The 15,594-nt window shown below is 56.8% G+C and carries 16 protein-coding genes; 10 read left to right on the top strand and 6 right to left on the bottom strand.

Annotation, left to right across the window (positions count from 1 at the left end; translation table 11 throughout):
* Nucleotides 1–30: 30 nt before the first annotated feature.
* The 9 genes from TAN611_RS15140 to TAN611_RS15100 all read left to right on the top strand — a co-directional run bounded on the left by TAN611_RS15140 (nt 31) and on the right by TAN611_RS15100 (nt 8,563).
* A complete protein-coding gene (locus TAN611_RS15140) occupies nt 31–786 on the top strand; it encodes a fimbria/pilus periplasmic chaperone (RefSeq protein WP_105233427.1) in 756 nt (251 codons plus the stop codon).
* A 21-nt stretch (nt 787–807) separates the two neighbouring features.
* Entirely contained in the window at nt 808–1,440 is a 633-nt protein-coding gene (locus TAN611_RS15135; protein WP_238404475.1) for a fimbrial protein, read from the top strand.
* A gap of 90 nt (nt 1,441–1,530) precedes the next feature.
* Complete coding sequence (locus TAN611_RS15130; RefSeq protein ID WP_203066671.1) at nt 1,531–2,052, top strand: fimbrial protein; 522 nt, start codon at nt 1,531–1,533, stop codon at nt 2,050–2,052.
* A gap of 32 nt (nt 2,053–2,084) precedes the next feature.
* Nucleotides 2,085–2,606, top strand: a complete 522-nt coding sequence (locus TAN611_RS15125; protein WP_203066670.1) for a fimbrial protein — start codon at nt 2,085–2,087, stop codon at nt 2,604–2,606.
* Between the two features lie 80 nt (nt 2,607–2,686).
* Nucleotides 2,687–3,700, top strand: a complete 1,014-nt coding sequence (locus tag TAN611_RS15120; RefSeq protein WP_203066669.1) for a fimbrial protein — start codon at nt 2,687–2,689, stop codon at nt 3,698–3,700.
* A 79-nt stretch (nt 3,701–3,779) separates the two neighbouring features.
* Nucleotides 3,780–4,796 (top strand): fimbrial protein, encoded by a 1,017-nt coding sequence (locus tag TAN611_RS15115; protein WP_203066668.1) that lies wholly within the window; start codon nt 3,780–3,782, stop codon nt 4,794–4,796.
* A 79-nt stretch (nt 4,797–4,875) separates the two neighbouring features.
* Nucleotides 4,876–5,913 carry a fimbrial protein gene (locus tag TAN611_RS15110; RefSeq protein ID WP_203066667.1) on the top strand — a complete coding sequence of 346 codons (1,038 nt, stop codon included), beginning with the start codon at nt 4,876–4,878 and terminating at the stop codon, nt 5,911–5,913.
* Between the two features lie 413 nt (nt 5,914–6,326).
* Complete coding sequence (locus TAN611_RS15105) at nt 6,327–7,961, top strand: Wzy polymerase domain-containing protein (RefSeq protein ID WP_370576230.1); 1,635 nt, start codon at nt 6,327–6,329, stop codon at nt 7,959–7,961.
* Nucleotides 7,958–8,563 (top strand): LuxR C-terminal-related transcriptional regulator, encoded by a 606-nt coding sequence (locus TAN611_RS15100; protein ID WP_203066666.1) that lies wholly within the window; start codon nt 7,958–7,960, stop codon nt 8,561–8,563. Before TAN611_RS15105 ends, TAN611_RS15100 begins: the two co-directional genes overlap by 4 nt.
* A 130-nt stretch (nt 8,564–8,693) precedes the next feature.
* Here the strand turns inward: TAN611_RS15100 and TAN611_RS15095 are convergent, their stop codons facing one another.
* The 5 genes from TAN611_RS15095 to TAN611_RS15075 form a co-directional block, all read right to left on the bottom strand.
* Nucleotides 8,694–9,809 (bottom strand): FAD-binding oxidoreductase, encoded by a 1,116-nt coding sequence (locus TAN611_RS15095; protein WP_105231773.1) that lies wholly within the window; start codon nt 9,807–9,809, stop codon nt 8,694–8,696.
* A gap of 38 nt (nt 9,810–9,847) precedes the next feature.
* A complete protein-coding gene (locus tag TAN611_RS15090) occupies nt 9,848–10,921 on the bottom strand; it encodes a Gfo/Idh/MocA family oxidoreductase (RefSeq protein ID WP_105231772.1) in 1,074 nt (357 codons plus the stop codon).
* A complete protein-coding gene (locus TAN611_RS15085; protein WP_105231771.1) occupies nt 10,922–11,698 on the bottom strand; it encodes an amino acid ABC transporter ATP-binding protein in 777 nt (258 codons plus the stop codon).
* Between the two features lie 2 nt (nt 11,699–11,700).
* Nucleotides 11,701–12,519, bottom strand: coding sequence for an amino acid ABC transporter permease (locus TAN611_RS15080; RefSeq protein WP_203066665.1), 819 nt, complete (start codon nt 12,517–12,519; stop codon nt 11,701–11,703).
* Nucleotides 12,520–12,592: 73 nt separating this feature from the next.
* The gene (locus tag TAN611_RS15075) at nt 12,593–13,414 is read right to left on the bottom strand and encodes an ABC transporter substrate-binding protein (protein ID WP_105231770.1); all 822 of its coding nucleotides are present in this window, start codon (nt 13,412–13,414) and stop codon (nt 12,593–12,595) included.
* Nucleotides 13,415–13,613: 199 nt separating this feature from the next.
* Between TAN611_RS15075 and TAN611_RS15070 the strand changes: the two genes are divergently transcribed.
* Nucleotides 13,614–14,705, top strand: coding sequence for a LacI family DNA-binding transcriptional regulator (locus tag TAN611_RS15070; RefSeq protein ID WP_111736809.1), 1,092 nt, complete (start codon nt 13,614–13,616; stop codon nt 14,703–14,705).
* Between the two features lie 40 nt (nt 14,706–14,745).
* On the opposite strand, the gene TAN611_RS15065 is transcribed toward TAN611_RS15070, so the two are convergent.
* A complete protein-coding gene (locus TAN611_RS15065; protein ID WP_105231768.1) occupies nt 14,746–15,543 on the bottom strand; it encodes a class II aldolase/adducin family protein in 798 nt (265 codons plus the stop codon).
* Nucleotides 15,544–15,594: the final 51 nt, after the last annotated feature.

The following is a 15,594-nucleotide window of genomic DNA, read 5'->3' as shown; positions in this document are numbered from 1 at the left end:
TTTATGATGATTGAATGGAGTAATAAAGGAATGAAACCAAGTACTTTGCTGATGATGTCCGCCTGCCTGTTTAGCGGCGCGGCGGCGATGCAGCAGGCCAATGCCGCCATCGCCCTGGATCGCACCCGGGTGGTATTCGACGGCGGCGCGAAATCCGTCAGCCTGAACGTCAGCAATCAGAACCAGCAACTGCCCTATCTGGCGCAGGGGTGGATTGAGGACGAGCAGGGCAACAAGATCAGCGATCCGCTGGTGGTGTTGCCGCCGGTGCAGCGCATCGAGGCCGGCAAGCCGAGCCAGGTGAAAATCCAGGCGCTGCCGGGCGTTAAACAACTGCCGCAGGACCGGGAAACGCTGTTCTATTTCAACCTGCGTGAAATTCCGCCCAAGAGTGATAAGCCCAATACGCTGCAGATCGCCCTGCAGACGCGGGTCAAACTGTTTTACCGCCCGCACGCGATTATGCAGGACGTGGAGGCGCTGACCAAGCCCTGGCAGGAGAAGCTGACGCTGACCAGGCACGGCGATCGCTACACGGTGAATAACCCGACGCCATATTACGTCACGCTGGTGGACGCCAGCAGCCAGAAGAACGGCAAGAGCGCGGCGGGTTTTGAACCCTTTATGGTGCCGCCGCTGGGTGCGGCCGAGATGTCGGTCAGCGCGGCGGCGCTGGGCAGCGCGCCGGTGCTGACCTATATCAACGATTACGGCGGTCGTCCGCAGCTGACTTTCCGCTGCGCCGGCAATGACTGCCAGGCCGTGGCGGAAAATCACCGCAGCTAAACCGGTAAGGGGGACAAGGGAATGACCATCAAACGCAGTCTGTCGGGTAAAGCCCGTTTATGCCCGACACGTCAGGTTCTACCGCTCGCCGCACTGTTGCTTTGCGCGGCGGGACTGGCTCCGGGCATCGCCGCGGCGGCGGATAACTGGCAGGTGGAAGGCGCCAACGGCGTGCTGCACGTGCACGGCGTGTTGACGGAAAGCGCCTGTCGGCTGGAGATGAATTCTGCCGAGCAGGCGGTATCGCTGGGCAATACCGGCACCGGACGCCTGCAAAAGGCCGGCGACCGTGGCGAACCGGTCGCTTTCCAACTGCGGCTGCGCGACTGCATTCGCACCACCGGCAGCAGCCGGGACGAGCGCGGCGGCATGTTGAGCTGGGACGCCAACCAGCCGGTGGTCAGCGTGCGTTTTATCGCGTCGGCGGATGCTGACAATGCACAGCTGATTAAAGTGCAGGGCGTTTCCGGTTTAGGCCTGCGCATGCTTGATGCGAAAGGGCGGGATATTCGCCTGGGTTTCCGCGGTAAGCCGCAGTTTCTGACGCCGGGTCAGGACGTTCTGACTTACCGGGTGATGCCGGAGCGCACCGCTGCGCCGCTGCAGGCCGGCGCGTATCGCAGCCAGGTTAATTTCAGTTTGAATTATGACTGAGCGGTACAAACGCCGTCAGCGCATAGCCAGTGATTAAAAGCCGATGGCAAAAGGACGCGGGCTATTTTCTCAAGCCTATGGAGAGGGTATATGCACAGTTATTTAAGCCGCAGCAGGGGGTTTTGGCTGGCGATGGGGGGATGCCTGCTGGCGCCGATTTTTTCCCCCGCTCTGGCTGCGCCGGGCGGCAGCGGCGGTACGGAAATCAAAATTTATGGCACGCTGGTTGAGCCGCCGCCGTGCCAGATTAATAACAACAAGGTGATCGACGTGCCGTTTGGCGAGATCGGGATCAACCGGGTAGACGGTAAGAATTACTTAAAGCAGGTTGAAGCGCCGCTGAAGTGCGATGAAAGCCAGCTGAAATGGGATCTCTGGCTGGAGGTGCACGGCCAGGCAACGGCGTTTGATAAAGCCGCGATCCAGAGCTCCGTGACCGATCTGGGCATTCACATGCTGCTGGATGGTAAACCGCTGGAGCTGAATAAGCCGGTGCGGATTACGCCTGTCCCGACGCTGAAGTTGCAGGCTGTGCCGGTAAAAAAAGCGGGTGCCGAGCTGCCGGAAGGGGCGTTTGACGCCTCTGCCACGCTGCTGGTCGAGTACCAATAATGTTTACGAAGAATTGGCGAAAAGGAGCTGCCATGCGTACCCAGTGCGTTGCGCTGTTATTAAGCCTGCTCATTCCATGTGCTGCGCTGCAGGCCAAAGAGAATTTGTATTTCCACGGCTCACTGGTGGCGGAGCCTTGCATGCTGGAGCCTGATGATGCGGAGATCGAGCTCGACTTCGGCAACGTGGTGGATAAATACCTGTACCTTAACCAGCGCACGACCGGTAAGGCGTTTGCCATCCGTTTGACGCAGTGCGATACCAAGCTGGGTAATTTGGTGGAAATCACCCTGAAAGGGGCTGAAAGCGGCCCGTTGCCCGGCCTGCTGCAGCTGGCGGGCGGCAGCCTGGCAAAAGGCATTGCTATCGGGCTGGAGTCCGTTGAAGGAAAGTCGCTGCCGATCAATCGGGCCTACCGTCATGAACTGCACGACGGCAGCAATATTTTTAGCCTGATGGGTTACGTGCAGGCTGAACCTGACGCGCTGAAGAACCATACGATTACGCTCGGTAGCTTTAGCGCTACGCTGACGCTGATGATTGACTATCCCTGAGTGGGATACGAAGAAATACCGTTTCACGCGGTCATGGCGGATGATCACGGAATAGATGAAGAAAAACGGGGAGTAAGGGAATGCGAGTATTGGCTTTATTATTGGGGGGACTGACGGCGTTATCCGTTCATGCAGAGCCGGATAATACCTGTTGGGGCGACCCAGTGAATGTTGCTGTGCTGGATATTTCCTCCGCACCTTTTACGAGTAATAAAAAAGGTGCGGAGGCAACAATGAAATATCAAACGAATCCTAACTGGTTTAGTGGGGTTTGTAATCGCAGTGTACCATTTAGCTCAATGACTCATTATATTGATGTGGGACCGGCACTTATACCTTCAGATATTAACCCGGGGTATTTTAAACTCAGTGATGACATTGACATTCTTTTAGGTTCCTACGGTGATGATACGATAATGAAATACTTTCCTTTGGAACCATCTGATTCATTAATTGGTAGTGCTGGCCCAGGCAGTTTTGGGAAAAATATACCTACCACAGGATTCGCAGTGGCCGGTTCTGGAGTGGCGAAATTCAAATTAAGGCGGGATATCATTGGCGGAGCTATCGTGGTGCCGCCAGATACTGAACTTTTTTCAGCTTACCGGGTAATGGATTGGAAACCTTATCCGCCACGCCCCAGCAGACCGTTGGTTCAGGCGCGCACCAAAGGCAGCGGGCAGGTAATACCGGTGATGCCGGAGTGTTCGATTAATCAAGGGAACACCATTGAAGCTAATTTTCATACGTTACAAACGAATTTGGTTCCAAGTCGCAGCGATGATGAGGGGTACCGCAAAGATATTGCGTTGCATTTTAGCTGTACTACCAGCCTAACGCAGGATATTCAGGTACAGCTGGTGGCAGGCAGCGCGGACTTCTCCTCAGATCTTATCCGCTCTGATAATCATCAACTGGGGTTTGCGCTAAAACATAACGGAGTTTTGATCAGACCCATGGAGTCATTTTCTGCCCGATTGGAAAACGGAGTGGATAATGAGAATATTACTTTATCGCCGGTAAAGGATGTTTATCGTGAGCTAAAAGGCGGTAGGTTTAACGCTTCGGCTACGTTAGTTATTTTGTCTATTTGAACGTGCTGAATGTGATTTCGTCGACATGCTTGATATTGAGTTGATGATGAGAGTCTTACTTTTCTGAGGGTAGACTTAAATGAGGCATTTTTTATTCATTTTGCTAGCGGTGTTTTCGTCATGCTCCCATGCAGAGCCGGATAATACCTGCTGGTCTGATCCGGTTAATGTTGCTTCGGTAGATATTGCGTTGGCATCTTTTTCCAGTAATCAGGCTGGTGCAGAGGCACAGATGAAATATGCAACCAATCCGCAGCGGTTCAACGCTATTTGCAACAGAAGTGCTGCCGGTTATACGATGACGCATTACGTTGATATGGGGCCGAGTTTGATACCGTCTGGTATCAATCCCGGTTATTTTAAGTTGAGTGATGACATTGATATAAAAATTGGTAGCGAGGGAATGGATCATCCAGGATATCAGTATTTCCCTTTGACTCCTCCCAACTCATTATTAGCAACCGGTAGGCCGTCTGTCGGACAAGGCGTCAGAGTGGATGATTTCTATGTCGCTGGCAGTGGAATAATAGATTTAAAATTAAGGCGGGATATTATTGGCGGGGCGATTGTGGTGCCGTCTAATACCGAGTTGTTTTCCGCCTACCGGATTATGAATTCTCGGCCTTTTGCTCCACGGGCCAGTCGCCCGGTAGTCCAGGCACGTACGCGTTCTGGTGGGCAGGTGATACCGGTGACGCCGAAGTGTTCGATAAACCAGGGGAATGTTATAGAAGTGAATTTCAATACATTGCAAACAAAAAAAATCCCCGCGTCCAGCAGCCTCGATGGAGGTTACAGTAAAAATATTGCGTTGCATTTAAGCTGTACTACCAACCTGACGCAGGATATTCAGGTACAGCTGGTGGCAGACAGCGCGGACTTCTCCTCAGATCTTATCCGCTCTGATAATTATCAACTGGGGTTCGCGCTAAAACATAACGGAGTTTTGGTCAGACCCATGGAGTCATTTTCTGCCCGATTGGAAAACGGAGTGGATAATGAGAATATTACTTTATCGCCGGTAAAAGATGCTTATCGTGAGCTAAAAGGCGGTAGGTTTAACGCTTCGGCTACGTTAGTTATTTTGTCTATTTGAACGTGCTGAATGTGATTTCGTCGACATGTTTGATATTGAGTTGATGATGAGTGCCTTACTTTTCTGAGGTTAGACTTAAATGAGGCGTTTTTTATTCATTTTTCTAGCGGTATTTTCGCCATGCTCCCATGCGGAGCCGGATAATACCTGCTGGGGGGATCCGGTTAATATTGCGGTGGTGACGATGTCCTCTGCGTCGTTTTCCAGTAATAAGAAAGGCGCTTCGGCACGGATGCGCTACTCAACGGTTCCCGACAGGTTTCCTGCTGTTTGTAACCGGAATATGGAAGGCTCCGGTCTTATGATGTCGCACTATGTCGATATGGGAAGCGGCTTGGCGCCGTCTGATCTTAACCCTGGTTACTTTAAATTAAATGAGGACGTAGACATTCGCATTTCCAGTGCCGCGACGGGGAGTGCGGCCTATGAGTATTTTCCCTTAGCCCCTCCTAGGTTGAAAGCTTTTACGGTTCCCCCTGTCGGGCAGGGAACCCGTGGGATGATGTTCTCTACGACCAGTCAGGGATATATTTATTTAATGTTGAGGCGGAATATTATTGGTGGTGCCGTTGTCGTCCCCTCAAATACTGAACTGTTCTCTGTTTATCGGGTCATGTATACCAATGATATTTCTGTACCCCGGCCATCCCGACCCAGTAAGCCGCTGGTACAGGCGCGGACGCGGCCCGGGGGGCAGGTAATCCCGGTGCCGTCAGAGTGCTCTATTAATCAAGGAAATGTCATTAACGTTAACTTCGGCATGTTGCAAACCGCGCTGATCCCTGCTTCCAGTTCTGGCAAAAAAGGCGAAGGGTATAGTAAAGATATTACGTTGTCCTTTAACTGCAACAGCAGCCTGACACAGAATGTTAAAGTTAAATTGGTGGCGGATACGTCAATATTTTCATCGGAGTTAATCCGTTCTGACAATGCTGATTTAGGCTTTGCGCTAAAAAACAATGAGAGGTTGGTCAAACCAATGGGGGCATTTCCCATTCGGTTGGAAGACGGTTTGGGGCGTGCAAGCATCACCTTGATGCCGGTAAGAAACCCTCAGGCTGAATTAAAAGGCGGTGTATTTAATGCTTCGGCCACGCTGGTTATTCAGTCTCTTTAATGAAATGTGAATGAAAGCACACAAAATAGCTATGTCATATTGTGACTTGACACACTGCAGTCCGTGTTTGTCGGCAGGGGATGCGAGGGGAGTTACATAATACGTACCCTATCAATATTGGCTTGTAAAATATTATTTGTCCGGATAATTCCTGCTGGCGGAGGTCAGTAAACGTTGCCGTGGCAGGTAGTGTTGTTGCCACCTTTTATTATTAATGCTCACTGTTCAGTGGGGTTTGTTTTTTTAGGTGAGCTATTGATTATTTTTTCGGAAGTTATTTGAGGATGGCGCGCTTGTATTTAGAACATTGTTCTACCTCTTTTTTGGCCTATCAGCGGCTGCCAGCAATGATTTTTTGCCTGTGGTTCATCATTGTCATGCAAATTTACCTGCCAAACGGTGGCGGAATTGGTTTGAATTTACCGCTAAATAGTCTTGCCTGGATGGCGATGGCTGCGGTAACGCTGGTTATTTGGCAATGCCTGCCTAAGCATAAATACCTGACGTTAACATCGGTCAGCAGGTTGTTTATTGGCGGCGCGGCGCTGCTGTTTATTCCGCTGACTTATACGCAGCCGGAATGGCTGGCGCATGCCGGCTGGCGCCTGGCGGGGCTGGCGGGAGGCCTGCTGTTTTACTTGATCTTGTCGCAATACCGCATGCCGCTGCGTTTTCGTTGTTTGCTGCTGCATATGATGCTGTGCGCAGTGGCGCTGCAGGCGGCGCTGACGCTGTTTCAGCTGTTCTGGCCGGATGTGGCGCAGGCGTGGATGGATTATGTGCCCGGCGGTCGCCCCTACGGTATTTTCCAACAGCCGAACGTGCTGGGCAGCTTTATTGCCATGGGCGTGGCGTTGACGCTGATGCTGTGGCTACAGCCGCAGTTTGGCCTGCCCGGTTTGGTTACTGAACGCTGGCGCAGCGGGCTGCTGGCCGCGCTGCTGTTACTGTTGCCGGCGGTGCTGGTCTGGGTTCAGTCGCGCACCGGCTGGCTGGCGGGAGGCGTGGCGGCGGCGTTGATGCTACTGACACAGTGGCGCATTGCGCCGCGGCGTAGCCGGATCGCGGCACTGTTAATCACGCTGGGTGCGGGGTTGGCGCTGTTGGCCCTGTGGCAGGGGCTGTTGACGGAACAGGGATTGCGCTATGTCAGTCATACCGCCTCCAACCATGCGCGTTACACCATGCTGCGCGACACGCTGGCGATGATTGCAGAGAAACCGTGGTCAGGCTGGGGATACGGCGGTTTTGAGTACAGCTTTCAACACTTCCGCGTGCATCAGGCGGTGCCGACCGTGGTGACGGAAATTGCCCGTCATCCGCATAACGAGCTGCTGCTGTGGTGGGTGGAGGGCGGTGTAATCGCCCTGGCCGGCGCCTCGCTGCTCATCGCCGGCGGCATCGTCCTGCTGCGGCACACGCTGCGTTTGGCGCAGGGGGAAAGACGTGCGGAAGGCATCGCGCTGTTTCTCGTGCTGTTGCCGCTGCTGCTGCACACTCAGACGGAATATCCCTTTTATCTGTCGTTTCCGCACTGGATGGCGTTTTTAATCCTGCTGGCGATGCTGGAGCGACGGGCCATGCCGGTTATGCGCCGACGGCGTTTGTCACCGCGCTTACGCGCGCCGATCGCCTGGGGAACGCAGCTGCTGGCGGTGGTGACCCTGGTGATGATGGCGGGCGCGTTAAGCGGCGGCTATACGCTGACGCAGGCGGAAAGGGGCGGTTTCAGGCAGATGGAGGATGTGGACGCCATGTCGCCGTTTACCTACTGGGCGTATCGCGATCGCCGTCAGTTTGACCGGCAAATGTCTTCCCTGCTGACGTTTAACCAGACGGGGGATGAACGGCGTTTACAGCAGTATGCATCTTGGGCGGAGCGTTATTTGAAGCATCGCGTCGATGCCAACGTGTACGCCACATTCATCCAGATTTTGCAGTATCAGCAACAAGATGTGCCGGCAGAACAGCAACGCCGCGAGGCAGCGCTGCTGTTTCCTATGGACGCGCGTTTTCAACCCGTGGCATCTGATGAGGGAACACAATGACCCGGACACTCTCCATTTATATCGACGACTCCAATCTTTTTTTTGCCACAGGCTTAAGGTTGGCGCTGGAGCAGCATTTTAGCGCCCGCAGCGTCGGAGTCTGCCATTTATACAGTACGGCTTCACCGGCCGATCTGGTGATTATTGCCGCCGGCGAAGGTGTGGCCGGCCAGTTCTGCCGGCTGCCGCGTCCGGACTATCGACTGTCTACGGCGTACCTGACCCTGCGCGATCGGCCGGAGGTGCCGATGCTGATGCTGCCGGCCTGCCAGCGGGAAACCGGCCGCCTGTACCGCCGCGACCCGCTGGAAAAAATTATGCGCCAGGTTGACGCCGCACTGGAAGCCTGTGAGATGCGGTACGATTTTGCGCACCGCTGTTATTGGTGTGACAAGCATGCGTTAACGTTGCGCGAGCATGATATCGTGCGCCGCCTTGGCCGTGGGGAAACGCCGTACGACATTGCAGAGCGCTTACAAATCAGCGTAAAAACCGTCAGCCTGTACAAGCGCTCGATGATGCGCAAGATGCACCTGAAGAGCACGTCGGACCTTTATCACTGGCTGCAGAACGGCGGCCTGAAGCACCAGCCTGTGGCGTAACGTTGGCCGTTGGCGAGAAAAGGCAAACACCAAACCCCCCGGCTGTTTACCGCCTAGTGGTTTGGTGTCATACGCATAATCTGACGCTGGACGCATTTCTGATTCCCCGCCGGTGAAGGCGGGTTGATCGTCAGTGGAAACGTTCGGCGCGGAATGTCGCCAGCATCGGGTGTTGCTTACCGTCAACAATCTCGTCGGCCAGCAGTTCGCCGACGATCAGCGCCAGCGTGGCGCCGGAGTGGGTAAAGGCGACGAAACATCCGGGCACTTTCTGCAGTTCGCCGAGTACCGGCTCGCCATCGCCCGGGATAGGTTTAAGCCCCAGCTTCCAACTCTGAGCGTGCAGCGGGGCGCCGCGACCGATGAGTGCGCCGGCTTCCTCCATCAGTTGATCGACCACGCTTTCGGCAATGGTGTAGCCGCCATCAGGCTGTGGAACGATCTGCTCTTCATACCAATCGTGATCCACGGCAATGGTGCTCCCCGGGTTCGGGCGCACCGCCGCGCGCGGCGTATTCATCACCAGCTTGATGCTCTGCGCGACGGGCTGGCTGATCGCCAGCATCGAAACCGGCGAACCATTGGGAATAGCGACGCCCAGCGGCGCGACGACATCCGGCGTCCACGGCCCGCAGGCCACCAGGACCGCATCGGCACGAAAGGTGCCTTTCTGGCAATGGATACCGCAGGCCCGCCCCTTATCGGTCATAACCTCCGCTTTGCCGGCATGCTCGATCACCTCCCCGCCAAGCGCCTGAAATTGCTGATGAAGATGGCGGATTAAGTCGGGCAGGCTAACCCAGCCTTCTCCCGGATTGACGATGGCGCACTCAGCCGGCGCAGCCGGATTCACCGCGCTGTCAATTTCCGCGATACCGTGCGCGTCAACCACATGCGAATCGTAACCGTGCGCCTTTTCATAGGCGTGCCGGGCCAGCGTACCCGCCGTGTCGTTGGCCGCCCAGAACAGCCCGCCGTCAAAGCGCAGCCAGTCGCGGGCAGGATCCTCCGCGAACAGCGTCCGGTAACGATCGATGCCCATCATCCGCAGCGCGTGATATTCCGCCGATCGTTCCCCGGCCGAATTTAACCATGATAGCGAGCGGCCGGAAGCGCCGGAGCACAGCGCGGCTTCGGTGACCAGCGTCACCTGCGCGCCTTTTTTCACCAGCTGCAGGGCGGTGGAGACGCCCAGCACGCCGCCGCCAAGCACCACAACCGTTTTACGTTCAGATTTCACAGGCATGTCTGTTTCCTTTTCTGCAAAGATAAAATTCACGCCGTTCAGGCGCAGCGGACGGCAAAGCGTTGATGGAGATCGTCGATCAGCCGGAGTACCGTCAGCGCTTCTCCGGCATCAACCGGGGAAGGGCCGCCGTCCAGCAGGGCGCCGGCCAGCTGCTGATAAAACGCGGGGTAATTCCCGCGCTGATGCGGTACGGCATGGCGCGTTTCGCCATTGCTCAGCGTCCCCCAGTCCGGCTCCGGCGTGACGCCATATTGCGAGTCGCTTGGTAACAGACCGGCGGCGAGCGACGGCTCCTGGTTATCCAGGCCCCAGCAGGTATAGCCGCCCCGGCTGCCCAGCAGGTGAAAGCGCGGTCCGTTCTGCGCCGCCTGGCCGTTCATCCACAGGCGGGAACGTACGCCGTTCTCATGCAGCAGTGAGACAAACGCATCGTCATCGCTGTCCGATTGGCGGCCGTAGCGAACCAATTCGGCGGAGGCCTGCCGTACCGGGCCAAACAGCTGAATCGCCTGATCGATAAGGTGGCTGCCGAGGTCAAGCAGCAGGCCGCCGCCTTCGGCCAGCGGAGTCCGGTCGCGCCAGTTGCCGAACCCCTGCGGACGCCACCACTCAAAGCGGGACTCAAAGGTGCGGACGGCGCCAACCGCGTCCTCACTCAGCAGCTTTTGCAGCGTCAGGAAATCGCCGTCCCAGCGGCGGTTATGAAACACGGTCAGCAGCGTATTCGCACGCCGGGCGTCGGCGAGCATCTGCTCGGCCTGCGCGGCATTGGCGGCAAACGGTTTATCGACCACCAGGTGAATGCCGCGCGCCGTGGCGTCGCGCGCCTGTTCGGCGTGCAGCGCGGGCGGCGTCCCCAGCACGATCAGGTCAATCTCCAGCTCACCGCTATCGATATGCCGTAATAACGCCTGCCAGTTGGCGAGCAGGCGCGCCTGCGGATAACGCTGCCGCGCCTTGCCGATGCGCTCCTCATTAGCGGTGACGATAGCGTCCAGCCGGAACCGCGTATTGGCGGCCAGCAAGGGCGCGTGAAAGACCTGCCCGGAAATGCCAAAACCGACCAGCGCTGTCCGAATCAGGCCGGTGGCGATGCTTTTGTATGCCATTTACAGTACCTCCGATAAAAAACGCTGCAGGCGGGCCGACCGCGGGCGTTCAAAGATATTTTCCGGCGAGCCGTACTCAACGATTTCGCCTTCATCCATAAACACCACCTGATCGGCAACCCTGCGGGCAAAACCCATCTCATGCGTAACCACCACCATCGTCATGCCGCAGCGGCACAGATCCGCCATCAGCGTCAGAACGCCCTTGACCAGCTCCGGGTCAAGCGCTGAGGTGGCTTCATCAAATAACATCACTTCAGGATCCATCGCCAACGCCCGGGCAATGGCCACGCGCTGCTGCTGGCCCCCGGAGAGATCCCGCGGCCGGTGATCGGTGCGCTGGCCCAGACCGACCTCATCCAGCCGCCGTTGTGCAATCGACATCGCCTGGGATTTCGGCAGCCCTTTGACTTTCCACGGCGCCAGCGCCACGTTCTCCAGCGCGCTATGGTCCGGGAACAGGTTGAAATGCTGAAACACCATGCCGATACGCAACCGCAGCGCATCCGGCTTGTCCTGCAGCACCGATTTGCCCGACAGCAGCACGTCCCCTGACTTTGGTTCATGCAGGCGGTTAATCCCCCGCAGCAGCGTCGACTTGCCGGAGCCGGACGGGCCGATAATGCAGGTGGTGGTGCCGGGTTCGACGCGTAGCGAGACCTTGCGCAACACCTCCAGCGGCCCATAGGCCAGCGTAAGCTCCCGCAGTTCCAGCCCGGCCCCGTGGTAGGTGGGCTGCGGCGTCGGGTGGGTTTCATGAATCACTGACTGGCTCATGGTTACTGACCTCTCTCGGTGATAAGCGCGTTAGCCGAACCGTTTTTCAGCGTGGTGTCGGCGTGGTGTTGAACTTCATCGACCTCTTTCAGACCGCTTTTCGGCGCTGTTAAACGGCGGCGGCCGGTGCGGAAGCGCACATCCACATAATTCACCATATGGGTCAGCGGAACGGTGATGGCGAGATAAAACAGGCCGGCCAGCATCAGCGGCGAAAGGTTGCCGGTCAGAACGGCCGCGTCCTGGCTGACGCGAAACAGCTCGCGCTGGTCGGTCATCAGCCCAAGCAGATAGACCAGGGATGAGTCTTTAATAATCGCGATAAACTGATTCACAATGGCCGGCAGCACCCGGCGTATCCCCTGAGGAATAATCACCAGCCTCATGGCGCGGCCGTAGCTCATGCCCAGCGCCCGGCAGGCTTCCATTTGTCCTTTTTCTACGCTCTGAATACCGGAGCGGAATATTTCTCCCATATAAGCGCTGGCGATCAGGCTGAGGGCAAAAATACCGAGCGGATAGGGCGTCGGGCCGAAAAGCTGGTAGCTAAAGCGGGCCAGGCCCTGGCCAATCACCAGGATGGTCAGAATCGCCGGCAGCCCGCGGAACAGGTCGGTATAAATGCGGGCCGGCAGACGAAGCCAGCGCGACGGCGAGATCCCCATCAGGGCCAGCAGTAAGCCAAACAGCGTGCCCAGCACCGTCGCCGACAGTGAGATGATGATGGTATTTATCAGCCCGGTGCCGATCAGCTGCGGCAGTACCTCCAGCATCGACGGGATATCAAAGAAGGTGCGCGAGAGAATGGTTAACAGGTCCATAACCGTGCCTCATTTTCTTCAGGGTGAGCGCGGCTCACCCCCGGTGGCATTCAGAACGTGAACGTTCGCGGAGTTACTGCCCGTCGGGCAGATACTGCTTCGGCATCGGTGAACCCGGGAACCACTTCTGATACAGGGTCTTCCAGGTGCCATCTTTCATGGCGTCGTTGATCGCCTGATCCAGCGCGGCCTTGAAGGCGGGCTTGTTCTTGGCGATCGCGATGCCGGCGGGGGCATCAAACGAGGGAACATTGGCGGCGTTAACCAGATGAAAACGATCGCTGTAGCTTTTTGCGGCTTCGTAATCGAGGAACATGGCATCCAGGGTGCCGTTGTTCACCGCCGAGACGGCGGCATTGTTATCGGGAAAACGCACGACGTCGGTCTGGGTAAAGTGCTTGACGGCATAGCTTTCCTGCAGTGTCCCCTGGACGACGCCAAGGCGTTTTTTCGCCAGCGAGGCGACATCCTTCACCCCCGAATCTTTACGGGTCAGTACGGTGAGGTAGCCCGCCAGATAACCGGTAGAGAAATCGACGGTCTTTGCCCGGGCCGGGGTAATGCCAATAGCGGCGACGCCGGCATCGTACTGGCCGTTGGCTACGGCGGGCAGAATGGCGGAAAAATCCTGGCCGATAAAATCGACCTGATTGATCCCAATCCGGTGCGCCACGTTGGTGAAAAACTCCACGTCAAAGCCGGTGAACTGGCCGTTTTTATCGGTGAACGTATAGGGTTTGGCATCGCCGAGGCTGGCTATCCGCAGGTGGCCGGGCTGGATCAGCCCGTAGGGATTATCATTATCGGCGGCCAGAGCGCCGTATGGCGCGCTAAGGAGAACTGCTGAGCCAAGGAGTATGGCCGTCATGTTGTGCAGGTATTTGTGCGATTTCATAGCTCATCCGTCATTATTGTTTAAACATCAGAGACTGCCGAAGTGACGGGATTATGGTGTTGTATTGTCAGCATCGGCGCAGGTGTCTGTTAAGCCGTCTCATCGTTGTGAGACCGGTCTCAATCAGTTATTATGATAATATGCACACCGTTTACGCAGCGTCAATCTTCACGTTATTAACTTGTGATTCGGAATACTTATGACAAACAGGATGCCTAAAACCAAATCGCCGACCGTGGCTGATGTCGCCCGGGAAGCCAACGTCTCCAAGGCGCAGGCCGCCCGTGCCCTGGGCGGCTATGGCGCAGTGAGTGAAGAGGTACATAAGCTGGTGCATCAGGCGGCGTTAAAGCTCGGCTACCGGCCGAACGAGCTGGCGCGCAGTATGAATACGGGGCGTTCCAATACGATAGGCGTCATCGTCGGCGATATCGAAAACCCGCACTTTGGCCTGGCGCTGCGCGGCATTGCCGATGTCGCCCGACAGTCCGGCTATCATCTGCTGTTAAGCAACAGCGATGAGCAGCTTGAGGAAGAGCAGGAGGCCGTGCGCGTGATGATGGAAAAACGCGTGGACGGCATCATCGTCGTGCCGTGCAGTTCCGCCGCCAATGATAATCAGCACCTGGCGCAGATTATCGCCGACGGTAAAGCGCTGGTGCTGTTTGACCGGGCGGTTCATGGCCTTGGCGTTGCCACCATCTCGGTGGATTTTACCGATACCGCGCAGGAAGCGACCCGGCTGATGCTGGATGGCGGCCACCGGCGTATTGCCTATGTGACGAGCATGCGCTGTGAGGAACCCTGGCGCTATCCTGAAGATTTAGGCCCGACGCCGGTAGCGCAGCGTCTGGCGGGGATGGAGAAAGCGTTTCTTGAAGCCGGCGTGCCGTTTGACACGTCGCTGATCAAGGCGAATGCGGTGGATGACGCTTCGATTGCGCGCATTGTGGCGGAACTGTGGGAGAGCGCTTCTCCGCCGACGGCGCTGGTGGCCTCCGATAGCCTTATCGCCATGTCGCTGCTGCGTGAGTTGACGCAGCGGGGATTGCGCATACCCGACGATCTGTCGTTTATCATGTACGATAATTTCCCGTGGACCGAGATCGTCACGCCACCCTTGAGCGTGGTGGCGCAGCCGGTGTATGAAATGGGGCGAGAAGCCGCCCGGCATGTGATCGCCCAGATACGGCAGGAACCGCTGACCGATCGGGTTGAGTTTACCGCCAGACTGCTGGTGCGCGGCTCTGTTGTGCCTTGCGCCGACAAGAGCGGGAACGCGGGCCGTTGACGGCGATGTCTCATGGCTGACGGAGAAAGAGCGCCAAAAGTTACTGGTTAAAGCGGGATAAACCGCTGGCTTCCAACTGGCGGATGGCCGCCGCCCAGTGTTTTTGCGTGATCTCATCCGTGCCGCTGCTAAAACGCGCAGACTGCGCCTTAACCTTTTCGATCGCGGCCGGCGGCGCGTAGTGTAAATTGTCCCGCCCGCCGGCGAGCGCCGCCACCTGAATGTTGCAGGCGCGCTCCAGACCGTGCAGCTCGCGGAACGCGTGTTCGATGCTCACGCCGCCGGCCAGCAGGCCGTGGTTGCGTAAAATCATCACGTTGCTGTGGCCCAGATCGTTCACCAGCCGTTCCTGCTCATCCAGATCGAGCGCCACGCCTTCGTATTCGTGATAGGTCATACGCGAATAGTAAGCCAGCGCATGTTGCGACAGCGGCAACAGACCCTCTTTTTGCGCCGAGACCGCCGCGCCGTCTTTGGTGTGGGTGTGCAGCACGGCTTGCAGATCGGGCCGGGCGCGGTGTATGGCGCTGTGGATCACAAAGCCGGCCTGATTAATGCCAAGCCCGGTAGGGTCGGCAAGGATATTGCCGTCCAGGTCGATTTTCACCAGATTGGAGGCGGTGATTTCACTGAATAACAGGCCGTAGGCGTTAATCAGGAAGTGCTCTTCCACCCCCGGTACGCGCGCCGAGAAATGGGTATAAATATGATCGGTCCAGTTATACAGGGCAGCCAACTGATAGGCGGCTGCCAATTTGACGCGCACCTGCCACTCTTCCTGGCTGACGCCGTTTTTTACCGGGTCGATAGAGGGGGTAGGGACAGACAGTAAAGACATAACAACTCCCGTTAGCGGTGGTTTGATCGGTGTTGGCCGCGATTGGCAGTA

This window comes from Serratia sp. Tan611 (assembly GCF_905188235.1).
Lineage (GTDB): Bacteria > Pseudomonadota > Gammaproteobacteria > Enterobacterales > Enterobacteriaceae > Serratia_B > Serratia_B rhizosphaerae.
The sequence above is the reverse complement of the archived record's forward strand: the minus strand, read 5'-3'. Positions and strand labels throughout refer to the sequence as shown.